The organism is Microbacterium galbinum (genome assembly GCF_023091225.1).
In the GTDB taxonomy this organism is placed as follows: Bacteria; Actinomycetota; Actinomycetes; order Actinomycetales; family Microbacteriaceae; genus Microbacterium; species Microbacterium galbinum.
Genome location: NZ_JAHWXM010000002.1, coordinates 379,324 through 399,383, shown reverse-complemented (window position 1 = coordinate 399,383; position 20,060 = coordinate 379,324). Strand labels below are relative to the sequence as shown.

General features: G+C 68.8%; 23 protein-coding genes and 1 tRNA gene. 17 read left to right on the top strand and 7 right to left on the bottom strand.

The window, feature by feature from the left end:
• Window positions 1–10: 10 nt before the first annotated feature.
• Entirely contained in the window at window positions 11–1,843 is a 1,833-nt protein-coding gene (locus KZC52_RS16005; protein WP_247625130.1) for an HSP90 family protein, read from the bottom strand.
• A gap of 192 nt (window positions 1,844–2,035) precedes the next feature.
• Here KZC52_RS16005 and KZC52_RS16000 point away from each other — a divergent pair.
• The 3 genes from KZC52_RS16000 to nusG all read left to right on the top strand — a co-directional run bounded on the left by KZC52_RS16000 (window position 2,036) and on the right by nusG (window position 3,533).
• Window positions 2,036–2,108, top strand: a tRNA-Trp gene (locus tag KZC52_RS16000).
• Window positions 2,109–2,147: 39 nt separating this feature from the next.
• Window positions 2,148–2,420 carry a preprotein translocase subunit SecE gene (gene secE / locus KZC52_RS15995; protein ID WP_247625129.1) on the top strand — a complete coding sequence of 91 codons (273 nt, stop codon included), beginning with the start codon at window positions 2,148–2,150 and terminating at the stop codon, window positions 2,418–2,420.
• Window positions 2,421–2,498: 78 nt separating this feature from the next.
• The gene (nusG, locus tag KZC52_RS15990; protein WP_247625128.1) at window positions 2,499–3,533 is read left to right on the top strand and encodes a transcription termination/antitermination protein NusG; all 1,035 of its coding nucleotides are present in this window, start codon (window positions 2,499–2,501) and stop codon (window positions 3,531–3,533) included.
• A 63-nt stretch (window positions 3,534–3,596) separates the two neighbouring features.
• On the opposite strand, the gene KZC52_RS15985 is transcribed toward nusG, so the two are convergent.
• Window positions 3,597–4,181, bottom strand: a complete 585-nt coding sequence (locus KZC52_RS15985) for a hypothetical protein (protein ID WP_247625127.1) — start codon at window positions 4,179–4,181, stop codon at window positions 3,597–3,599.
• A 252-nt stretch (window positions 4,182–4,433) separates the two neighbouring features.
• Here KZC52_RS15985 and rplK point away from each other — a divergent pair, with 252 nt between their 5' ends.
• The 5 genes from rplK to KZC52_RS15960 all read left to right on the top strand — a co-directional run bounded on the left by rplK (window position 4,434) and on the right by KZC52_RS15960 (window position 8,055).
• On the top strand, window positions 4,434–4,865 hold the full coding sequence (gene rplK / locus KZC52_RS15980) for a 50S ribosomal protein L11 (RefSeq protein ID WP_247625126.1): 432 nt from the start codon (window positions 4,434–4,436) through the stop codon (window positions 4,863–4,865).
• A gap of 11 nt (window positions 4,866–4,876) precedes the next feature.
• Window positions 4,877–5,563, top strand: coding sequence for a 50S ribosomal protein L1 (gene rplA / locus KZC52_RS15975; RefSeq protein WP_247625125.1), 687 nt, complete (start codon window positions 4,877–4,879; stop codon window positions 5,561–5,563).
• A gap of 190 nt (window positions 5,564–5,753) precedes the next feature.
• Entirely contained in the window at window positions 5,754–6,572 is an 819-nt protein-coding gene (locus KZC52_RS15970; RefSeq protein ID WP_247625124.1) for an amino acid ABC transporter substrate-binding protein, read from the top strand.
• A gap of 3 nt (window positions 6,573–6,575) precedes the next feature.
• Window positions 6,576–7,241, top strand: a complete 666-nt coding sequence (locus KZC52_RS15965; protein WP_247625123.1) for an amino acid ABC transporter permease — start codon at window positions 6,576–6,578, stop codon at window positions 7,239–7,241.
• The gene (locus KZC52_RS15960; protein WP_308194267.1) at window positions 7,228–8,055 is read left to right on the top strand and encodes an amino acid ABC transporter ATP-binding protein; all 828 of its coding nucleotides are present in this window, start codon (window positions 7,228–7,230) and stop codon (window positions 8,053–8,055) included. Before KZC52_RS15965 ends, KZC52_RS15960 begins: the two co-directional genes overlap by 14 nt.
• A 15-nt stretch (window positions 8,056–8,070) precedes the next feature.
• Here KZC52_RS15960 and KZC52_RS15955 read toward each other — a convergent pair whose 3' ends face one another.
• A complete protein-coding gene (locus tag KZC52_RS15955; protein WP_247625122.1) occupies window positions 8,071–8,724 on the bottom strand; it encodes a LysE/ArgO family amino acid transporter in 654 nt (217 codons plus the stop codon).
• A gap of 70 nt (window positions 8,725–8,794) precedes the next feature.
• On the opposite strand from KZC52_RS15955, the gene KZC52_RS15950 reads away from it, so the two are divergent.
• Window positions 8,795–9,673, top strand: coding sequence for a LysR family transcriptional regulator ArgP (locus KZC52_RS15950; protein ID WP_247625121.1), 879 nt, complete (start codon window positions 8,795–8,797; stop codon window positions 9,671–9,673).
• Here KZC52_RS15950 and KZC52_RS15945 read toward each other — a convergent pair.
• The gene (locus KZC52_RS15945) at window positions 9,664–10,158 is read right to left on the bottom strand and encodes a MarR family winged helix-turn-helix transcriptional regulator (RefSeq protein WP_247625120.1); all 495 of its coding nucleotides are present in this window, start codon (window positions 10,156–10,158) and stop codon (window positions 9,664–9,666) included. The two genes, KZC52_RS15950 and KZC52_RS15945, sit on opposite strands and share 10 nt — an antisense overlap.
• On the bottom strand, window positions 10,145–11,842 hold the full coding sequence (locus tag KZC52_RS15940; RefSeq protein ID WP_247625119.1) for an MDR family MFS transporter: 1,698 nt from the start codon (window positions 11,840–11,842) through the stop codon (window positions 10,145–10,147). The genes KZC52_RS15945 and KZC52_RS15940 overlap by 14 nt, the downstream gene beginning before the upstream one ends.
• Before the next feature lie 278 nt (window positions 11,843–12,120).
• On the opposite strand from KZC52_RS15940, the gene KZC52_RS15935 reads away from it, so the two are divergent.
• The 5 genes from KZC52_RS15935 to KZC52_RS15915 are packed head-to-tail and all read left to right on the top strand — an operon-like array spanning window position 12,121 to window position 15,255.
• Window positions 12,121–12,756, top strand: a complete 636-nt coding sequence (locus KZC52_RS15935) for a SipW-dependent-type signal peptide-containing protein (RefSeq protein ID WP_247625118.1) — start codon at window positions 12,121–12,123, stop codon at window positions 12,754–12,756.
• A gap of 7 nt (window positions 12,757–12,763) precedes the next feature.
• Window positions 12,764–13,420 carry a SipW-dependent-type signal peptide-containing protein gene (locus KZC52_RS15930; RefSeq protein ID WP_247625117.1) on the top strand — a complete coding sequence of 219 codons (657 nt, stop codon included), beginning with the start codon at window positions 12,764–12,766 and terminating at the stop codon, window positions 13,418–13,420.
• A 34-nt stretch (window positions 13,421–13,454) separates the two neighbouring features.
• Window positions 13,455–14,069 (top strand): signal peptidase I, encoded by a 615-nt coding sequence (locus KZC52_RS15925; RefSeq protein ID WP_247625116.1) that lies wholly within the window; start codon window positions 13,455–13,457, stop codon window positions 14,067–14,069.
• Window positions 14,066–14,731 carry an LAVTG motif-containing sortase-dependent surface protein gene (locus KZC52_RS15920; protein ID WP_247625115.1) on the top strand — a complete coding sequence of 222 codons (666 nt, stop codon included), beginning with the start codon at window positions 14,066–14,068 and terminating at the stop codon, window positions 14,729–14,731. Before KZC52_RS15925 ends, KZC52_RS15920 begins: the two co-directional genes overlap by 4 nt.
• A 44-nt stretch (window positions 14,732–14,775) precedes the next feature.
• Complete coding sequence (locus KZC52_RS15915; protein WP_247625114.1) at window positions 14,776–15,255, top strand: hypothetical protein; 480 nt, start codon at window positions 14,776–14,778, stop codon at window positions 15,253–15,255.
• Between the two features lie 25 nt (window positions 15,256–15,280).
• Here the strand turns inward: KZC52_RS15915 and KZC52_RS15910 are convergent, their stop codons facing one another.
• Window positions 15,281–15,961: a YqaJ viral recombinase family protein gene (locus tag KZC52_RS15910; protein WP_247625113.1), complete on the bottom strand. Its 681-nt coding sequence runs from the start codon at window positions 15,959–15,961 to the stop codon at window positions 15,281–15,283.
• Window positions 15,962–16,349: 388 nt separating this feature from the next.
• On the opposite strand from KZC52_RS15910, the gene rplJ reads away from it, so the two are divergent.
• On the top strand, window positions 16,350–16,838 hold the full coding sequence (gene rplJ / locus KZC52_RS15905; RefSeq protein WP_247625112.1) for a 50S ribosomal protein L10: 489 nt from the start codon (window positions 16,350–16,352) through the stop codon (window positions 16,836–16,838).
• A gap of 48 nt (window positions 16,839–16,886) precedes the next feature.
• Window positions 16,887–17,270: a 50S ribosomal protein L7/L12 gene (gene rplL / locus KZC52_RS15900; RefSeq protein WP_247625111.1), complete on the top strand. Its 384-nt coding sequence runs from the start codon at window positions 16,887–16,889 to the stop codon at window positions 17,268–17,270.
• Between the two features lie 65 nt (window positions 17,271–17,335).
• On the opposite strand, the gene KZC52_RS15895 is transcribed toward rplL, so the two are convergent.
• Complete coding sequence (locus KZC52_RS15895; RefSeq protein WP_247625110.1) at window positions 17,336–18,340, bottom strand: LacI family DNA-binding transcriptional regulator; 1,005 nt, start codon at window positions 18,338–18,340, stop codon at window positions 17,336–17,338.
• Between the two features lie 304 nt (window positions 18,341–18,644).
• Here KZC52_RS15895 and KZC52_RS15890 point away from each other — a divergent pair, with 304 nt between their 5' ends.
• Complete coding sequence (locus KZC52_RS15890; RefSeq protein ID WP_247625109.1) at window positions 18,645–19,970, top strand: ABC transporter substrate-binding protein; 1,326 nt, start codon at window positions 18,645–18,647, stop codon at window positions 19,968–19,970.
• The last annotated feature ends 90 nt before the right edge of the window (window positions 19,971–20,060 follow it).

Genomic DNA, 20,060 nt, shown 5'->3' with positions numbered 1-20,060 from the left:
GGTGCGGGAATCAGCGGGTGGGCCCGTCGGCGGTGCCCTCGAAGGGGAACGCGTCCTCTTCGAGACCGGCCGAGAGCGAGACGAGGTCGCCGAGAGCGGTGGTCATCAGCGTGCGGTCGGCATCGCTGAGCGGGTGGTGCCCGGCGAGCAGGGCCTGGATGTACAGCAGTTGGAGGGTGCGCGCGAACACGGCGTCGTCATCGACGCGGACCAGGGCGCGCACGACGCGGTTCGACCAGTTCAGGCACAGGCGCGCGCTCAGGTCGTCGTCGCGGGCGGAAGACAGCGTCTGGTCGATCTTGTCGAGCACACCGCCCCAGAGCGAGCCGGTGATGCCCTTCGTGCGGCCGCGGTCGATCGCACGCAGCACGTCGGGATCGGCGACGTACAGGCCGGTCAGGTCGGGGCGGTCGATCGATCGCACCACGACCGCGCACGACGAGGCCGCGAGCACGGCGCTCGCCCTGGCCTCGAGGGCGACGGCGGCGTCGCGGTCGTCGAGCGGCGGAGGGTCGAGCCGGTCGAGTTCACCGGCGACGTCGACCTTCTCGATCGTCACGGCGGGGTAGAGGTCCGGCAGCATGCGCACGAGGTCGGCGTCGTAGAGGTAGCCGCCGTTGACGAGCACCTCGGATGCCGGCGAGATGCCGGCGACCTGGCGGAACTCGTCGACCGACGACGCGTAGCGCACGTGCGGGTAGCGTTCGACGAGGTCGCCCAGCTGCATCGTGCCGTGGGTCGTCTCGACGGTCAGCCACCGGGTGATGAACCGGGCCAGTTCCTCGTCGTGGCGCACGAGCGACTTGAGCCCGAGCTCGTGGATCGCGACGAACTGGGCCAGCCGGTGCGGCTCGCGCAGACCGAGCTCGAGGATCCAGCGGCGGATGCCGGCGCCGAGCTGTTCGCGCACGCGTTCGAGTGCCGCGTCCTCGACGAGCGATTCGCGGCTCGCGGTGGGCGCGAGCCCGGTGGAGTCGACGACCGCTCTGACGAAGAACGCCCAGTCGGGGAGCACGTCGGCGGCGCGCTCCGAGAGGAGCATCCGGCCGAGGTACATGCGCGTGGCCTGCCGTGCGCCGGGAGGAGGAGCGAAGGGCAGCACGTAGGCGAGTCCGCGGGTGCCGGTGGCCGGCTCGTGCAGCTCGATGACGTCGAGGGGCGCCGCGCCGAGCAGTTCGCGGCCGTACTGCACGGCGGTTTCGGGGGTGCCGTCGAGGAACGGGGCCGGGTGCGTGATGTCGATGTCGCCCGCGCCGGAGTCGATCGTGACCCGCACGGGGAGGAACTCGCCGAAGGCGGTCGCGAGCTCGTTCACCGCGGCGGGGCGCAGCAGGTCGCCCGCGTCGAAGCGCGGCACGAGGTGCACGCTCGTGCCGATCGGCAGCTCCTCGTCGATCTCGGCGACGTGGAAGGTGCCGTCCGAGCTGCCCGTCCACTCGACCGACGCCCCGCCCTTCGCGCTGCGGGAGCGGATGACGATGGTGTCGGCGACCATGAAGCAGCTGAGCAGGCCGATCCCGAACTGGCCGAGGTAGTCGCTGCGGGGCAGGTCGAAGATGTCGCGCTTGGAGCTGCGGCCGACGGTGGCGAGCAGGTCCGCGACCTCGGTGAGCGTGAGTCCCACGCCGTCGTCGCGCAGCACGAACTCGCCGTTCTCGGCGGTGAGCGGGGTGATGCGGATCCGTCCGCCCCCGCCGTCGACCTCTCGTCGGGCGGTGATCGCGTCACGGGCGTTCTGCAGCAGCTCGCGCAGATAGACCCGGGGGCTGGAGTAGATGTGGCGGCTCAGAAGGTCGACGACGCCGCGCAGATCGACCTGGAACTGCTGCACATCCGCTGTCATCGACACCCCTCCCAGAGATTCCCCGCATCGAAGCCTACAAGAGGGCGCCGACGTCGCCCCGGTTCGGCGGGCGACGTCGGATGCCGTACACTGGGGGAGCAGTTTGTTCTCTGCATTCTTTCGCCGTGCCCCGGGTCACTCCGAGTCATTCCGTGAAAGGATGTGGGAACACCCCGAGACCTCCCGGTCTCTAGGGCGGTAGCTCAATTGGCAGAGCAGCGGTCTCCAAAACCGCAGGTTGCAGGTTCGATTCCTGTCCGCCCTGCGCGTCAGCGCACGCTGACACACGAAAGGTACATTCAGGATGAGTCAGGACGAACCGCGCGGCGAGGTCATCGCGGCTGGCGCCGCCCGCGAGAAGAAGGGCAACCCCTTCTCCCGGTTCTTCGGAAGCATCGCCCTGTTCATCCGCCAGGTCATCTCCGAACTGCGCAAGGTCGTCACACCGACCCGCAAAGAGCTGTTCAAGTTCACCGCGGTCGTGCTCGTCTTCGTCCTGATCGTGATGGGTATCGTCTACGGCCTCGACACGTTCTTCGCGTTCGTGACGCACTACGTGTTCGGTATCCCCGGCTGATGACACCCCCGCGGCTCGCGCCGCAGGCTGACCGACAAGTCTCCACGGCTCTCGCCGCGGTGAGTGGAAAGAAGCAACGTGTCTGAACGATATTCCGACGACGCCGACTGGGCACCTGCCGCAGAGCAGTCCAGCGAAGAGGACGAGGCCCAGGAGGGCAACATCCTCGCCGCGGAAGAGCGCGCATCCGAGTCGGCGGAGCACGTGGCCGTGCACGTCGAGGACGAAGACGGCGATGACACCGACGACGACATCGAAATCGAAGACCCGGAGGCGGACGCGATCGTGAACGACGCTCTCAACCTGGACGAGGCAGCGGAGTCCGAAGCCGCCGCCGAGGTCCTGAACGACGCAGTGGCCGAAGAGACGGCCAAGCTCGAGGCCGCCGAGGCCGACGAGGTCACCCCCTACGACGGGCCCGACGTGAACGGTGAGGAAGACCGTCCCGCCGCCGACGTCGAGGCCGATGAGGACGACGAGGACTCCGAGGAAGACCCCTACGAGGCGTTCCGCCTCGACCTGCGGATGCTTCCCGGCAAGTGGTACGTCATCCACTCGTACGCGGGCTTCGAGCGCAAGGTCAAGGCGAACATCGAGCAGCGCAAGTCGACGCTCGAGGTCGAGGACGAGATCTACCAGGTCGAGGTCCCGATGGAGGACGTCGTCGAGATCAAGAACGGCCAGCGCAAGATGGTCACCCGCGTGCGCATCCCCGGCTACGTGCTCGTGCGCATGGAGCTCACGGAAGACACCTGGTCGGTCGTGCGCCACACCCCGGGTGTCACGGGCTTCGTGGGCAACGCCCACAACCCCACGCCGCTGCGCTTCGAAGAGGCCTTCAACATGCTGAAGTCGCTCGTCGAGGTCAAGGACGTGCCGACCGCCAAGAACATCGCGTCGAAGGGCGGCGTCGCCGTCGCCCGCCCGCTGCCGGCAGAGGTCGACTTCGAGGTCGGCGAGACGATCACGATCAAGGAGGGTTCGTTCGCGGGCCTTCCCGGTTCGATCAGCGAGATCAAGCCCGAGAGCGGCAAGCTCACGGTCCTCGTCTCGCTCTTCGAGCGCGAGACCCCGGTCGAGCTGTCGTTCGACCAGGTCACGAAGATGATCTGACCCGGAACTCCTCCTGCAGAACGCCCCGCCGGTCCGTCCGGCGGGGCGTTCCGCGTTCGGTCGCTAGTCGCGATCAGCCGCGGCGACCATCGCGACCACGAAGTACGCGACGCTGTCCTCGGGGCCGTTCTCCACGCGCTTGAACGCCTTGCTCAGCGGATTGGAATAGTCGCCCTTCGGGCCGACGACGAGAAGGTCGAACGGAGCCCGGAGCGGCACGTCCTCCGGAGTCTTCACCCATCTGTAGCCGTGCTGGCGCACCATCACCTCGCCCACGTAGAACCCGGCGGCGAGCACGGTCTCCGCCACGGCGTCGCTGCCGGGTTCCTCGAAGTTCCCGAGCACGCCGTCGACCGTGCGCAGACTCTCGACCGAGTAGTCGAGAGTGATGCCGTCGATGTTCCGCACGGCGTCGGCGAACGTCTGCGCGTGCGCTGCGGCGAACTCCGCCTCGGGCGGATGCTGCAGGCGCAGACCCCGGCCGGAGAACGCGGCTCCGCGAACCGGAGCACCGCCGTCGAGCTCGGCGGCCAGTTCCACCTCGAGGTCGCCGCGGACGATCGGCATCGCCGTCGTCGGCGGCGCGGCTTCGACGCGCGGTGCGGGTGGGGGAGTCGGGGTCTTCGGCGTGCGGCGGAACAGTCCCATTCGTGCTCTCCTTCTCCTGCCACCTCTCGTGCCGAGGTGGCGGTGGCTGACCCGTTCACCCTCGCATCCGTATCCGACTTCCGGCTGGGAACACCCGCGCGTCGCGCGAGGTGCGAGCGGCGGCATCCATCCGGTAGACTTCTATGGTTTGTGCGCCGTTTCTGCGTGCGCGCGAGCATCACCGCTGTCCGGAATCGCCGGATCGCGGGAGAGCGGATGCATCCGGTATCCGTTCGAGGAAAGGAAGAGGAAATGGCACCGAAGAAGAAGGTGACCGGCCTGATCAAGCTTCAGATCAACGCCGGTGCAGCCAACCCGGCGCCGCCGATCGGCCCCGCGCTCGGTCAGCATGGCGTCAACATCATGGAGTTCTGCAAGGCGTACAACGCCGCGACCGAGTCGCAGCGCGGCAACGTCATCCCCGTCGAGATCACCGTCTACGAGGACCGCAGCTTCACCTTCATCCTGAAGACCCCGCCCGCAGCGGAGCTCATCAAGAAGGCCGCCGGCGTGCCCAAGGGCTCGTCGACCCCGCACACCGTCAAGGTCGCGAAGATCACCAAGGAGCAGGTCCGTCAGATCGCCGAGCAGAAGCAGGCCGACCTGAACGCGAACGACATCGAGGCCGCCTCGAAGATCATCGCCGGAACCGCCCGTTCCATGGGCATCACGGTCGAGGGCTGAGGAGAATAATCATGGCTAAGTCCAAGGCTTACAAGGCTGCCGCCGAGAAGATCGAGGCAGACCGTTTCTACACCCCGACCGAGGCAGTCGCCCTCGCGAAGGAGACCGGCTCGTCGAAGTTCGACTCGACCGTCGAGGTCGCGCTGAAGCTCTCGGTCGACCCCCGCAAGGCGGACCAGATGGTGCGCGGCACCGTCATCCTGCCCCACGGCACCGGCAAGACCGCCCGCGTCATCGTCTTCGCCACCGGCCCCGCGGCCGAGGCAGCGATCGCTGCGGGCGCCGATGAGGTCGGCGGCGCCGAGCTCATCGAGAAGGTCGCCGGCGGCTGGACCGCGTTCGACGCGGCCGTCTCCACCCCGGAGCTCATGGGCCAGGTCGGTCGTCTCGGTAAGGTCCTGGGTCCGCGCGGCCTGATGCCGAACCCGAAGACCGGCACCGTGACCCCGAACACGGCCAAGGCCGTCGAGGAGATCAAGGGCGGAAAGATCGAGTTCCGCGTCGACAAGCACGCCAACGTGCACTTCGTCGTCGGCAAGGCCTCCTTCACCGCCGAGCAGCTCGACGAGAACATCGGCGCAGCGCTCGAGGAGATCGTCCGCCTCAAGCCGTCCAGCTCGAAGGGCCGTTACATCCAGAAGGGTGCGGTGTCGACCACGTTCGGCCCCGGCATCCCGCTGGACGTCAACTCCATCTGACGCTGAGTCACCGAAACGCCCCCGGGTCCGCCCGGGGGCGTTTCTGCGTCCCGGCATCCGCACGCGATATACCAAAACCGCAACGCAACGTCATCGCCGGCCCGCCACCGCCTCGACTCCACGTACTGTGGGGGAGTCCCGCCGCGGTCGCGTAAAATCGCACCGCGCACCTTATGCCCCAGGAGGGTTCATGTCCCGTCGTCTCATCGCCATCACCGCACTCGTCGTCGCCGCCGCGGCACTCACCGCCTGCAGCGGTTCGAGCACGCCCGCCAGCACGTCGAGCGACGAGAGCTCGGCATCCTCCGACTTCGGTCTCGCGACGGAGGGCACGCTCACGGTCGGCACCGAGGGAACCTACCGCCCCTTCAGCTTCCATGACGACAACGGCGCGGGCGAGCTCACCGGCTACGACGTCGAGATCATCGAGGCCGTCGCCGACAAGCTGGGCCTCGAGATCAAGTTCGAGGAGACCCAGTGGGACGCGATCTTCGCGGGGCTCGACGCGGGTCGCTTCGACGTGATCGCGAACCAGGTGACGATCAACGACGACCGCACGGCGAAGTACCTCTTCAGCACGCCGTACACCGTCTCGCCCGGCGTGATCGTGGTCGCCGATGACGACGACTCCATCTCGTCGTTCGCCGACCTCGAGGGCAAGACCACCGCCCAGTCGCTGACGAGCAACTGGAAGGACCTCGCCGAGGAGTCCGGCGCCAAGGTCGAGGGCGTCGAGGGCTGGGCGCAGGCCGTCGAGCTGCTGCGTCAGGGCCGCGTCGACGCGACCATCAACGACAAGCTCACCTTCCTCGACTACGAGACGACCAACAGCCCCACGGGCCTCAAGATCGCAGCCGAGACCGACGAGGCGGGCGAGCAGGCCTTCGCCTTCACGAAGGACAAGGAATCGCTCGTCGAGGCCGTCGACGCCGCGCTCGAAGAGCTGCGCGCAGACGGCACGATCGCCGAGATCAGCGAGAAGTACTTCGGCGAAGACGTCTCGCAGTAACCGATGGAGAGCCCCTGGCAGCTGTTCCTGGACTCGCTCGGGCCGATCGCCCTGGCGGGTCTGACGGCGACGGTCCCGCTCGCGCTGGCGTCGTTCGCCCTGGGGCTCCTCATCGCGGTCGGCGTCGCCCTGATGCGGATCTCGGTGAACCCGATCGTCTCGGGAATCGCCCGGTTCTACATCTCGGTGATCCGCGGCACCCCGCTGCTCGTGCAGCTGTTCGTGATCTTCTACGGCATGCCCTCGATCGGCATCACGATCGATCCCTGGCCGAGTGCGATCATCGCCCTGTCGCTGAACGTCGGCGGCTACGGCGCCGAGGTCGTGCGTGCCGCGATCCTCTCCGTGCCGCAGGGGCAGTGGGAGGCCGCGTACACGGTGGGCATGAACCGCACCCGCACGCTGACCCGCATCGTCCTGCCGCAGGCCGCGCGGGTGTCGGTGCCTCCGCTGTCGAACACGTTCATCTCGCTCGTGAAGGACACCTCGCTCGCGTCGCTGATCCTCGTGACCGAGCTGTTCAAGGTGGCGCAGCAGATCGCCTCGACCACCTACGAGTTCATGGTGCTCTACCTCGCCGCGGCGCTGGTCTACTGGGTGTTCTGCCTCGTGCTGTCGTTCGGCCAGAGCGCCCTCGAGAGGAGGCTCGACAGCCGTGTCGCCCACTGACCCGATCGCACTCCCGCCCCAGGCCCCGCAGGGCGAGGAGCTGCTCGCCGCCCGCGGCCTCCGCAAGAGCTTCGGCGACAACGAGGTGCTCCGCGGCATCGATCTGACGCTGCACCGCGGCGAGGTCGTCGTGCTCGTCGGCCCCAGCGGCTCCGGCAAGACGACCGTGCTGCGCGCGCTCAACGGCCTCGAGACCCCGGATGCCGGCACGATCGTCGTCGCGGGTGGACCCGACATCGACTTCGCCCCGGACGCTCGCCCGAAGCCGCGCGTGCAGAAGCAGAAGCGTCTCGCCCTGCGCGACCGCTCGGCGATGGTGTTCCAGCACCACAACCTCTTCCCGCACCTCACCGTGCTCGAGAACGTGATCGAGGGTCCGTGGCGGGTGCAGGGGCGCCCGAAGGCCGAGGTCGTGGCCGAGGCGCGGGCCCTGCTCGACCGCGTGGGTCTCGCCGACAAGGCGGATGCTCGACCCCATCAGCTCTCGGGCGGTCAGCAGCAGCGTGTCGGCATCGTGCGTGCACTCGCTCTCAAGCCCGACCTGCTGCTGTTCGACGAGCCGACCAGTGCGCTCGACCCCGAGCTGGTGGGTGAGGTGCTGCTGGTGATCAAGGAGCTCGCCGACGAGGGCTGGACCATGGCCGTCGTCACCCACGAGCTGAGCTTCGCCCGCGAGGCCGCCGATCACGTGCTGTTCATGGACGGCGGCGTGGTGGTCGAGCAGGGGCCGCCGGACGAGCTCTTCAGCGCCCCGAAGCACGAGCGCACGCAGCGCTTCCTCACGCGCATCCTGCGCCCCCTCGACGGCATCTGACCCGGGAGCGCGCCCTCAACCCAGAACGGGCAGCACGAGGCTGACGGCGAGGGCGATCATCACGACGGCGATGAGCGCGTCGAGGATCCTCCACGAGCGCGGCGTCCGCAGCCAACGGCCCAGGTAGCGGGCGCCGAAGCCGAGAGCGGTGAACCACAGGATGCTGGCCGTCACCGCGCCGGCGGCGAAGAGCCAGCGCTCCTCGCCGTGCGTCGCGGCGATCGAGCCGAGCATCAGCACGGTGTCGAGGTACACGTGCGGGTTCAGCCAGGTGAGGGCGAGGACGGTGAGGACCACGGGCGCCAGGGCGGTGCGCGTCGCGGTGGCCGTGCCGCCCGCAGTGGGGGCGGTCTCGCCCGCGGGCTCGGAGGCATCCAGCGCCTGGCCCTCACCGCGCCAGGCGCGACGGGCGGCGAGCAGGCCGTAGGTCAGCAGGAAGAGCGCCCCGGCCCAGCGGGCGACGACGACGAGCCAGGGGGCGGCGGCGATCACGAATCCGAGCCCGGCGACGCCGGCGATGATGAGCGCGGCATCCGAGAGCGCGCAGATCACGACGACCGCGAGAACGTGCTCGCGGCGGATGCCCTGACGCAGCACGAAGACGTTCTGCGCGCCGATCGCGACGATGAGGGAGAGTCCGAGGCCGAGGCCGGAGAGCACCGAGAGCATGGTCTCAGCGTAGAAAGCGCGTCGATAAAGGGCCAGCGCAGATTCCTTCAGAACCATTAGCATCGCTAATGTGAGGATCGATCCCGAACTGGCCGCCACTCTCGCCGCCGTCGCCGACGAAGGAACGCTCGACGCAGCATCCCGCGCCCTGCGCATCACCCCGTCCGCGGTCAGCCAGCGGGTGAAGACGCTGGAGCAGCAGCTGGGGCGCATCCTGCTCGTGCGCACCAAGCCCGTGCGGCTCACCGAGGCGGGGGAGTCGGTCGTGCGCCTCGCTCGCCAAATCGCTCTGCTCGAGCAGGATGCCCTGACCGGACTCGGTGTCGACGACGGCATCCCGACGAGCAGGCCCGTCATCCCGCTGGCCGTCAACGCCGACTCGATGGCGACGTGGTTCCTGCCCCCGCTCGCTCGCCTCGCGGAGCGGCATGGCATCGACTTCGATCTTCATCGCGACGATCAGAACTTCACCGCCCGCCTGCTCGAGTCCGGCGATGTGATGGCCGCGGTGACCAGCGAGAGCGCCCCGGTGGCGGGCTGCTCGGTCTCGCCGCTCGGGGTGCTCGAGTACCGGGCGGCCGCGGCCCCCGGGTATGCGCAGCGATGGTTCCCGGGCGGGGTGACGGCGGCTGCTCTCGCCGTCGCGCCCTTCGTGGACTTCGACCGCCGCGACACGCTGCAGCACGAGTGGTTGCGCACACAGGGCGTCTCGCCCGAGGGCATCCCGCGGCACTACGTCCCGGCATCCCACGACTACGCGCGCGCGGTCGAACTGGGGCTCGGATGGGGGATGGTCCCGGCCGTGCAGGAGGCCGCGGGGCTGGTGCACCTCGGCGCCCCGGCGCTGCGCGTGCAGCTCTACTGGCAGCAGTGGAACCTGCGCTCCGCACTGCTCGACACGATCGCCGCCGAGATCGCCGCCGAGGCGCGGGCGGTCCTTCAGCCCTGAGCGGCGGTCGGCATGCCGGGCGTCCCGCCGGAGGCGAGGGCGTGCAGGAGTCGGGTGAGGCTCTCGATGTCGTCGATGTCCCAGTCGGTGAGCGACTGCATGAGCATCCCCTCCTGGGGTTTGCGGGCGAGCGCGAGGCGCTCCTGGCCGTGGGGCGTGAGGCGCAGGATCGACGAGCGGCGATCCGTCGGATCGGCCGTGCGCTCGACGAGGTCGAGGTCTTCGAGCTCGCGGACGGTGCGGCTGGCCTGCCCCTTGTCCATCAGCATCCGCTCGGCGAGCATCGACACGGTCGCCTGCTCGCAGCGTGCGATCGTCGTGAACGCCTTGTATGCCCCGGGGAGCATGCCGGGGCTCACCCGGTTCGCGTTCTCCAGGATGAGGCGACGGAAGTGCGTGATCAGATCGCTGAACTCCGCCTCGAGGGCGCGGACCGCAGCGGTCCGCGCCTCCGAGGCGTCGATCGGGTGATCAGTGGCGGTCATCGGATGCCGTTCCCGTCGAGCCGCGGCCGTCGACGACGGTCAGGGAGCCGGTGGTCCCCGCACCCGAGAGGGCGACGGAGTCGGCGATCGCCGTCTCGCCGGCACCGTCGGCCGCGGCATCCGCCGACGCTCGCTCGCTCGTGGTCATCGTCGTCAGCGGCCGGTTCGGGAGGAACAGGATCGCGACGAGGCTGATGATGGCGAGCGGGATGCCGATGACGAAGGCGTGCGAGATCGCCTGAGCGTAGAAGTCCTCGATGATCGAGCGCACGGGCTCGGGGAGCAGGCGCACCTCGGGCAGCGTGCCGCTGGTGAGCTGCGCCGCGACATCGGCGCCCTTCTCGCCGAGCTGCGTGATCGCGGCGCCCAGGCGCTCCTTGCCGTCGGCGAACAGGCCGGTGAGCGAGTTCGCGAGCACCGCACCCATCACCGAGACGCCGACGGTGCCGCCGAGGCTGCGGAAGAAGGTGACGCCCGAGCTCGCGACGCCCATCTCGCTGGGCTTCGCGACGTTCTGCACGATCAGCACGAGGTTCTGCATCGTCATGCCGACGCCGGCACCCATGAGGAACATGTAGATCGAGACGAGCACGAAGTCCGTGTCGTAGTGCAGTGTCGACAGCAGCACGGAGCCGGCGATCAGCAGCACGGCCCCGAGCACCAGGTAGCCCTTCCACTTGCCGAAGCGCGTGACGAGCTGCCCGATCACCATCGAGGAGATCAGCAGTCCGGCCATCATCGGCAGCGTCATGAGACCCGCCTCGGTGGGCGTCGCGCCGCGCGAGAGCTGCATGTACTGCGCGAGGTAGACGGAGGTGCCGAACATCGCGACGCCGATCGAGATCGACGCGATGACCGAGAGCGTGAACGTGCGTCCGCGGAACAGCGTGAGCGGGATCAGCGGCTCGCGCACCTTCAGCTCGACGATGACGAACGCGATCGCGGCGACGACGGCTCCGCCCACCATGAGTGCGGTCTCGGTGCTCCACCAGTCGAAGGTCGACCCGGCGTTCGTGATCCAGATGAGGATCAGCGACACGGCGGCCGAGAGCAGCACGATGCCGACGTAGTCGATCGACGCCTTGCGGGTGCGCTCGGTCGAGATCTTCAGCGTGCGCTGCAGGATGATCAGCGCGGCGACGGCGAACGGCAGGGAGACGAAGAAGTTCCAGCGCCAGTTCGCGGCATCCGTGATCCATCCGCCCAGCAGTGGTCCGCCGACCGTCGCGACGGCCATGACGGCGCCGAAGAGGCCCATGTACCGGCCGCGCTCGCGGGGGCTGATGATGTCGGCCATGATGACCTGGCTGAGGGCGGCGAGTCCGCCGCCGCCGAGACCCTGGATCGCGCGGAAGGCGATGAGGGTGTTCGTGTCCTGCGCGAAGCCGGCCGCGGCGGTCGCGCCGACGAAGATGATGATCGCGATCTGGATCAGCAGCTTGCGGTTGAACAGGTCGGCGAGCTTCCCCCAGATCGGCGTCGAGATCGCGGTGGTCAGCAGGGTGGCGGTGATGACCCAGGTGTAGGCGGCCTGATCGCCACCGAGGTCGTGGACGATGACGGGCATCGACGTCGAGACGACCGTGGTGGCGATCATCGAGACGAACATGCCGAGCAGGAGGCCGGTGAGGGCCTCGAGCACCTGGCGGTGCGTCATCTTGGCGGGAGCGGAGTCCGTGGACATGCAGGACCTTTCGCAGTCGGAGAGTGGATGCCGCGACAGCTCTGGCGCGCACGAAGATGGTTGAACTTCGTCAACTATAGGGCGGTGGTTGATGTTCGTCAACTATCGATCCGCGTCAGGTCGCGAACGCGCAACGATCGGGATCGCAGGCGAAAGATACCTTGAATGACCGTGCAGTCTCGGGAAGGATGGCCGGAACGCAACGGTGCGCGGCCTCTGAGGGGTGGCCATACGACGTACCGGAGCGACCGATAAGAATTCCTGAGGGGGAATCGCACATGGTTACGAAGGATCGGAAGCGCAAGACTCTGGCCGTGCTGGCGGGCGGGCTCGTGCTCGGCGTCGGAGTGGCGGTGACGCTCGCAGCCTGGAACGACTCCGAGTTCGCGACCGGCACGTTCACCGCCGGCTCGTTCAATCTGCAGGGCTCGACCGCGGGTGACGTGAGCGCCAACTACAGCGACCACAACGTCGACACCGGAGGAACGGCGGCCACGCTCGCCTTCACGCTGCCCACCGGCGTCGTCGGCAACATGGCACCGGGAGACGCGGTCTACGCGGGCTTCTGGGTGCGACTCGCTCCCGGAACGACGACGGGCGCGAGCCTCTCGGCCGCCGGCACGACGACGGGTGCCGCCGCGACGACGAACTCCGGCAACCTGTCGTACCAGGTGTACCAACTCGCACCCGGTGCCACCTGCAACGCGGCATCCGCCACCGGCACCCCCGTCGCGACCGGGGCGACGATGGACGCGCAGACCGGCGTGACCGCGATGACGCTCACGCAGGGAGCGGATGCCGCGACCGCTGGAACCGCCGTTCAGCTGTGCTTCAAGGTGACCGCCGGCACGGCGCTGAAGCAGGGCGTCGCGACCACGACGACCTGGAAGTTCACGGCGACGTCGACGAGCTGAGTCCGTCATGCAGACCCGCAGAGCGATGCGGGAGGCGAAGCGACTGCGCTCCCGCCGGATACGGGCCGTCCTCGCGGGCGGACTCGTCTTCGGCGTGGGCGCGGCCATGACGCTCGCCGCCTGGAACGACTCCGAGTACGCGACCGCGACGTTCACCGCCGGACGATTCGACATCGTCGGCGCGACCGACGGGGCCACGTTCTCGAGCCATGCGACGACGGGAGCTGCGGCGACGCTGAGCTTCGCCGTCGCGCCCACGGCCATGGTGCCCGGCACGACGACGTATGCACTGTTCAGCGTCAAGACGGCCAACCCGTCCGGTGCGGGCACGCTGCAGTTGACCGCCGGAACCCCCGGGGGTACCGGTCTCGCGGCGTACCTCACCTACGGGGTGCGCCTGGTGCCGACCGCGGCGACCCCGAGCCTGTCGTGCACGGCCGCGACGTACGCCGCGGCATCCGCCTCGTCGTCCATCGTCGTCGCCGACGGGTCGGCGCTGACGACGAACGGCGCAGCGACCGGCACCGTACCCCAGGCGGTGACCGCGAACGGCGGCAACCAGCTGAACTACTGCGTCGCCGTGACGCTTCCGACGACCGCGGTCAACGCCGCGCAGGGGCTCACCATGACGCAGACGTGGCAGATCCAGGGAACATCCACCTGACCGTCCGCAGCGGTCGACCACGCGAGGAGGGGTGATGAGCACGCCGACCACGAGGCGGGGCCTGCGCGAGCGGGCCGTCGCGTCGGGCGCGCCCGCGATGGTGCCGGCGCCCGCGGTGCCCCGCCGCCGCGGCGGCATCGGACGGATGCTCGGCGACCTCGGCCTGTGGATCGCCGCCGCGGCCGGGGTCGTGTGCATCGTGCTCGTGATCCTCGCCGTGACCGCGAACATCACGCTCATCATGTTCCGCACCGGGTCGATGTCTCCGACGATCCCCGCAGGATCCGTGGCCGTCGTGCAGCGGGTGGATGCCGCTCAGGTCGAGGTCGGAGACGTCGTCACGGTCGACCGCGACGACGAGTTGCCCGTCACGCACCGCGTCACCTCGGTCGAACCTGGTGCGAGCGAGTCCGAGCGCATCATCACGATGCGCGGCGACGCGAACGCCACCGACGACCCCTTCCCCTACACCGTGACCTCGGTGCGGACCGTGCTCTTCTCGATCCCCGGCATCGCGAGCGTGATCGTCGGAATGGGCGACCCGTGGGTGCTCGGAGGACTCACCGCGGGGGCCACGGTGCTCGTGATCTGGGCGTTCTGGCCGCGGTCGGGATCGGCCGCGACCCGCAAGGAGCAGGGGCTCACATGAGGCGCCGACTCGCGATCCTCCCGCCGGTGCTCGTCGCCGCCGGCATCCTCGCGGCCGCCCCCGTCATCCTGGCTGCCGCCCCCGCGTGGGCCGCTCCGACGACCGAGGTGATCCAGGGGCGCGTGCTGCGCCTCGTCTCGGTCGCCGACTGGGCGCAGGCCTCGCGGCTGCTGCCCGGCGAGCCGGTCCAGTGGGACGTCGCGGTGAGTGCGAGCCCGCCCGATCCCGGCACCGTCACGATCGCCGTGAGCGCTGCCGGAGACGCGCCGCTACTGGTCGACGCGGCCCTCTGCATGCAGGAATGGCAGGAGAGCGGATGCCCGGGCGGGGCCGAGGAGCTCGAGTCGGGGTGGAGCATCCCGCGCGACGGTTCCGAGGTCGCGCTCGCCGCATTCCCCTCCACCGACGTCGCGCACCTGCGACTGTGGATCACTCTCGACGCCGATGACGACGACGGCATCACCGATGTGCGGGTGCACGCGCAGGGCGCGGGGGAGGCGGTGGTCACCGGACCCGGAGGCGATCCTCTCCCGGCCACGGGCGGGACGATCGCGCCGTGGGCGACCGGGGCGGGCGTGGGGTTGGCCGTGGCCGGCATCGGACTCGTGGTGCTGCGCCGGCGGGACCGCCGCGGCGCGCAGATCCCGGAGGGTGACGCATGAGCGGGCGGGAGCGGATCCGGTCGCGGGGTGGGAGGAGACGGCGCATGCTCGCCGGTGTCGTGGGCCTGTCGATGCTCGTCGCCGGTGGAACGATCGCGACGGTGCAGTCCACCGATGCGCGGTTCACCGACACCGAGTTCGTCGCCTCGGGCACGTTCACCGCGTTCACCGTGCCCATGCCTGCGATCACGAGCTGCACGGTCACGAGCGTGCTGGGAACGTTCACCGGCTTCACCATCACCTGGACGTCGCCCTACCTTCTCGCGCAGCAGCGGTTCACCATCAACGATGTGGTGGTGCCGAACACCAACGTGACGCAGAGCGGCACCGGCCCGTACACGTACACCTCGACGATCTCGTCGGGACTGCTGGGAACGCTCCTGACCGGGGGACTGCTGGGGGCGAGCAACACCATTCGCGTCCAAGCGCTGCTGTCCGGCACGACCTGGGCATCGGTGGCGGCGACCCGCATGCTGTCGGTGGGCGGACTGCTCGGGCTCGGCGGCAACAACACGTGCACCTGAGCTGCGGAACGCAGCCGTTGAGACGTCAGTCCGCGAGGGCGAGCGCGCGGAACGCGTCGCGCTCGCGCAGTTGCTCGCGGCGGCTGGCTGCGGCATCCGTCGTGCGGGTCGGAACCTGCTGGCCGGTCGTACGCCGGTAGAGCTCGTCGATGAGGTCGGTCGCGAGGCCCACGAGCTTCGCGATCTCACGGTCGTCGCGGTCGATCCACACGCAGCGCGGCTCGTCGTGGATGGGGGCGAAGTCGACGTGCTCCTCCCAGACGAAGAGCGTGCGCTCGGCACCCAGCACGTGCTGTTGCCACCACACCTGACGGAGGTAGGTGCGCGGGATGCCGCGGAACGCCTTGTTCGTCGTCTTGATCTCGGCGAGCTTGATGCGGCCGTCGGCGTCGACCGCGATGCCGTCGGGGGTCGCGAGGTGCCGGTGCTCGACCTCGGCGCGGAACAGGGCGGACGAGGGCAGGATACCGTGGGTCGCCGCCACCCAGGCGGCGATCTCGGGCTCGCGGCGCCGGCCGTGATCGGTGTAGGCGTTGCCGCCGAAGCGGGGTCCGCCGCCGAGCTTGGACTCCGCCGCGCGCGCGATCGACCTCTCGGAGGTGAGTCCGGCGACGTCGGTGGCGGTGATGCCTCGTGACCGGGCCCGCAGCCAGGCGACGCGGTCGCGGGAGTCCGCGACGATGCGTGCGGCGAGTTCGGGGGTCACCCATCGAGCGTAACCCCGCCCTCCGACCTCGCCGACCCCACACGCCGCTCGTCCGCGCCGTGCCGTTGTCGAGACCCACCACGCGCGTCGAGACCCACCGACGTCGACGTTGCTTGCGGTGGGTCTCGGCGACCATGGCGCCGGCGAGAGCCCCCGCGATTTGGGGGAGCGGATGCCGTGGGGTACAGTTGAACCAACCGAAGACCGCTGGTCATCGTCGTGTGCGTGAGTACATGTCGATCGAAGCTCTGCATCGCAGGGGCCCGCGCAGGTGTCACGATCTTCTCAGAGCTCCGTGCGCTTGCGCCGGAGCTCTTCTTGTTGTTGCGGGCGGTCCAGGTCGGCGCCCCACCACCGTGCGGCGCCTCGTACACACCAAGGAGTGACCATGGCGCAGAAGGATGCATCGGTCGCCGAGCTCACGAAGTCATTCGAGAACTCGTCCGCCGTCCTGCTGACCGAGTACCGCGGTCTGACGGTTGCCCAGCTCAAGGAGCTGCGCAACAGCATCCGTCAGGACGCTGAGTACGCCGTGGTGAAGAACACGCTGACCAAGCTTGCGGCCAACAAGGCCGGCATCACCGCGCTGGACGACGACCTCAAGGGTCCGTCGGCCGTCGCGTTCGTGCACGGTGACTTCGTCGCCACCGCCAAGGCTCTGCGTGACTTCGCCAAGGCCAACCCGCTTCTCGTGATCAAGGCCGGCATCTTCGAGGGCGAAGCCCTCACCGCCGACGAGGTCAACAAGTACGCCTCGCTCGAGAGCCGTGAGGTTCTGCTGGCGAAGGCTGCGGGCATGATGAAGGCGACGATGGGCAAGGCTGCCGCCACCATCGACGCGCTTCGCGAAAAGCTGGAGACCGCAGAGGCCGCGTAAGCGTCCGGCGATCTCGTCTACAAACCCCATCTATCTAGGAGATACATCATGGCGAAGCTTTCCACCGAGGAGCTGCTCGAGCAGTTCGCCGGCCTCACCCTCATCGAGCTCAACGAGTTCGTTAAGGCGTTCGAGGAGAAGTTCGAGGTCACCGCTGCTGCACCCGTCGCCGTTGCCGGCGCTGCGGGTGGCGCAGGCGCTGCTGAGGCTGAGGAAGAGAAGGACTCCTTCGACGTCATCCTCGAGTCGGCTGGCGACAAGAAGATCCAGGTCATCAAGACGGTCCGCGAGCTCACCTCGCTGGGCCTCGGCGAGGCCAAGGCCGTCGTCGACGGTGCTCCCAAGGCCGTGCTCGAGGGCGCGAACAAGGAGACCGCCGAGAAGGCGAAGGCTGCTCTCGAAGAGGCAGGCGCCACGGTTACCCTCAAGTAATCGCGTCTGAACGCTTCACGAATGCCCCGGCTCCGGCCGGGGCATTCGTGCGTTAACGGCGGGCGTCAGCGCGGTGCGGCGGTCGACCCGCGCACCACGAGGGCGGATGCCGCGGCGACCTGCTCGACGGCTGAATCCGGATCGTCCATCCGCTGCGTGAGGAGGCGGACGGCGTCGTGACCCTGGTCGCGCGGCGACTGCCGGATCGTCGTCAGGGCGAAGAGCTCGGCGTGCTCGTGGTCGTCGATGCCGACGACGCTGAGCTCGGTCGGCACGGCGATGCCGAGGCGCCGGGCGGCGATGATCGTACCGATCGCGGCCTCGTCGCACACCGCGACGATCGCGGTCGGGCGGTGCCGCCGATCTCCGAGGATGCCGACGGCCGCGGCGTACCCGTCGGAGAGGGTGGGGCCCGATCCCGCCACGCGCGCCTTGTCGGCGATCCCGGCGGTGCCGAGCGCGGCGAGATAGCCGTCGATGCGCTTCTCGTCGCCGTAGCTGAGCGCCGCGGCATCCGTCGTCCCGCCGACGAACGCGATCGCGGTGTGGCCCAGCTCGATCAGATGCTCGGTGGCGATGCGCGCGGCGGCGGCGTCATCGATCGAGACGGCGCTCGATCCCTCGCTGTAGGGCCCGACGCTGACGAGCGGTCGCCCGGTCTGCTGCAACCGCTCGAGTTCGTGAGCACTCGGTTGGATGCCGACGGCGATGATGCCGTCGAAGCGGCGACGGGGGAGCACGTTCGAGAAGAGACGCTCGCGGGTCTCGGACCCCTCGGGGACCCCGTAGAGGGCCAGGTCGTAGTCGAGCGCGAACAGTGCCTCCTGGATGCCGGCGAGGAGCTCGGCGAAGAACCAGCGGTCGACCGGGGGCATGACCACCCCGACCGTCTGCGTGCGGCCGGTGGCGAGGCTGGTGGCGGAGGAGTGGGCGACGTACGACAGCTCTGCGGCGGCCTGTTCCACGCGCTGACGCGTCTCGTCCGAGACGTAGCCGCGTCCGCTGAGAGCTCTGCTCGCGGTGGCCTTCGAGACGCCGGCGCGGGCTGCGACGTCGGCGATCTTGCTCATCGGTCCTCCTCGACCAATCTCGGCATCGAGGGTTCTCGCCCATGGCATCGACGCCGGCGCGCGGGGGGACGCGCCGATGTCAGCGTAGTGCGTGACGGGGCCGAAAAGGAACCGGTTCCACATGAAAACGATGAGAGCGCTCCCATTCCGCATCCCGATATGCCGCGAAAGGATGCGATCTTGTGACCTTCCCCAGTTGTGCCGCGGGAGGAAAGGCCAGTAGGTTTACCTGGAATCGGTTCCCCAATGGTTGCGGCGATTGCTCCCTTGGGCGGACGATGATCCACCTGAAGAGGAGAAGTAAATGGCTTTGTCACAGCGATACCGCCTTCTTGCACCGATCGCGCTCGTCGGAGCAGCGACCCTGGTTCTGGCCGGCTGCGCCGAGGGCGGCAGCGGCGACGGCGGTGGAGATGCGAAGACCACGGTCCGCATCTCCGGAGGTATCACGGGCGTCGAGGCTGACGACCTGAATAAGTCCTTCGAGCAGTTCACCGAAGACACCGGCATCACCGTCGAGTACACCGGCGACAAGGGCTTCGAGGGCAACATCGTGACCAAGGTCACCGGTGGCGACGCCCCCGACATCGCGATCGTCCCCCAGCCGGGTCTGCTCAAGACCCTCGTCGACACCGGCAAGGTGAAGGCGGCTCCCGAGGCCGTCGAGGCGGCGGTCGACGAGAACTGGTCCGAGGACTGGAAGAAGTACGGCACGTTCGACGACACGTTCTACGCGGCTCCGATGCTCGCGAACCTCAAGGGCTACGTCTGGTACTCGCCCAAGCAGTTCGCCGAGTGGGGTGTCGAGGTCCCGCAGACGTGGGACGAGATGCTGACTCTCACCCAGACGATCGTCGACACGACCGATGGCCCCGCCTGGTGCGCCGGCTTCTCGTCCGAGGCGGCATCCGGCTGGCCGGGAACCGACTGGATCGAGGACCTCGTGCTCCGTCAGTCCGGCCCCGAGGTCTACGACCAGTGGGTGGCCGGTGAGGTCAAGTTCACCGACCCCGAGATCAAGGATGCCTTCGACGCCGTCGGTGAGATCCTGCTCAACCCGGACTACGTCAACGCGGGCTACGGCGACGTGAAGAGCATCAACTCCACCGCCTTCGGCGACGTGGCGGCGACCCTGGCGAAGGGCGACTGCGCCCTGACCCACCAGGCGTCGTTCCTCTCGGCGAACTTCCTCGAGGCGCAGACCGCCGACGGCAACACGCCCGAGGTCGCACCCGACGGTGACGTCTACGCGTTCATCATGCCGGGCGAGACGGCCGGCGAGGTCCAGGTCGAGGGTGGCGGCGAGTTCGTCGCCGGATTCTCCGACGACGACGCGACCCAGCAGGTTCTCGAGTTCATGGCCTCGCCGGAGTTCGCCGACGCACGCGTGAAGCTCGGTGGCGTCATCTCCGCCAACAAGAACGCCGACCCGAGCCTCGCCTCGAGCGAGTTCCTCCAGGAGGCCATGGAGACGATGCAGAGCGACACCACCACGTTCCGCTTCGACGCCTCCGACCTGATGCCGTCGACCGTCGGTTCGGGTTCGTTCTGGAAGGGAATGGTCGACTGGATCGACGGCAAGGACACCGACACGGTGCTCTCCGACATCCAGGCCGGCTACGAGAACTGATCGTCTCGCTACGATCAGCGTGAGCTGAGCGGGGTCGGGCTCCAGAGCCCGGCCCCGCTCCTCCCATCCATTCGCTCGAGTACGCGGCAG

Coding starts and splice junctions, on each gene's coding strand:
- KZC52_RS15970 (WP_247625124.1), top strand. CDS start 5,754: ATGTCCCGTCGTCTCATCGCCATCACCGCACTCGTCGTCGCCGCCGCG.
- KZC52_RS15925 (WP_247625116.1), top strand. CDS start 13,455: ATGAGCACGCCGACCACGAGGCGGGGCCTGCGCGAGCGGGCCGTCGCG.
- secE (WP_247625129.1), top strand. CDS start 2,148: ATGAGTCAGGACGAACCGCGCGGCGAGGTCATCGCGGCTGGCGCCGCC.
- KZC52_RS15935 (WP_247625118.1), top strand. CDS start 12,121: ATGGTTACGAAGGATCGGAAGCGCAAGACTCTGGCCGTGCTGGCGGGC.
- KZC52_RS16005 (WP_247625130.1), bottom strand. CDS start 1,843: ATGACAGCGGATGTGCAGCAGTTCCAGGTCGATCTGCGCGGCGTCGTC.
- KZC52_RS15895 (WP_247625110.1), bottom strand. CDS start 18,340: ATGAGCAAGATCGCCGACGTCGCAGCCCGCGCCGGCGTCTCGAAGGCC.
- rplA (WP_247625125.1), top strand. CDS start 4,877: ATGGCTAAGTCCAAGGCTTACAAGGCTGCCGCCGAGAAGATCGAGGCA.
- KZC52_RS15930 (WP_247625117.1), top strand. CDS start 12,764: ATGCAGACCCGCAGAGCGATGCGGGAGGCGAAGCGACTGCGCTCCCGC.
- KZC52_RS15985 (WP_247625127.1), bottom strand. CDS start 4,181: ATGGGACTGTTCCGCCGCACGCCGAAGACCCCGACTCCCCCACCCGCA.
- rplJ (WP_247625112.1), top strand. CDS start 16,350: ATGGCGCAGAAGGATGCATCGGTCGCCGAGCTCACGAAGTCATTCGAG.
- KZC52_RS15890 (WP_247625109.1), top strand. CDS start 18,645: ATGGCTTTGTCACAGCGATACCGCCTTCTTGCACCGATCGCGCTCGTC.
- KZC52_RS15920 (WP_247625115.1), top strand. CDS start 14,066: ATGAGGCGCCGACTCGCGATCCTCCCGCCGGTGCTCGTCGCCGCCGGC.
- rplL (WP_247625111.1), top strand. CDS start 16,887: ATGGCGAAGCTTTCCACCGAGGAGCTGCTCGAGCAGTTCGCCGGCCTC.
- KZC52_RS15965 (WP_247625123.1), top strand. CDS start 6,576: ATGGAGAGCCCCTGGCAGCTGTTCCTGGACTCGCTCGGGCCGATCGCC.
- rplK (WP_247625126.1), top strand. CDS start 4,434: ATGGCACCGAAGAAGAAGGTGACCGGCCTGATCAAGCTTCAGATCAAC.
- KZC52_RS15940 (WP_247625119.1), bottom strand. CDS start 11,842: ATGTCCACGGACTCCGCTCCCGCCAAGATGACGCACCGCCAGGTGCTC.
- KZC52_RS15955 (WP_247625122.1), bottom strand. CDS start 8,724: ATGCTCTCGGTGCTCTCCGGCCTCGGCCTCGGACTCTCCCTCATCGTC.
- KZC52_RS15945 (WP_247625120.1), bottom strand. CDS start 10,158: ATGACCGCCACTGATCACCCGATCGACGCCTCGGAGGCGCGGACCGCT.
- KZC52_RS15915 (WP_247625114.1), top strand. CDS start 14,776: ATGCTCGCCGGTGTCGTGGGCCTGTCGATGCTCGTCGCCGGTGGAACG.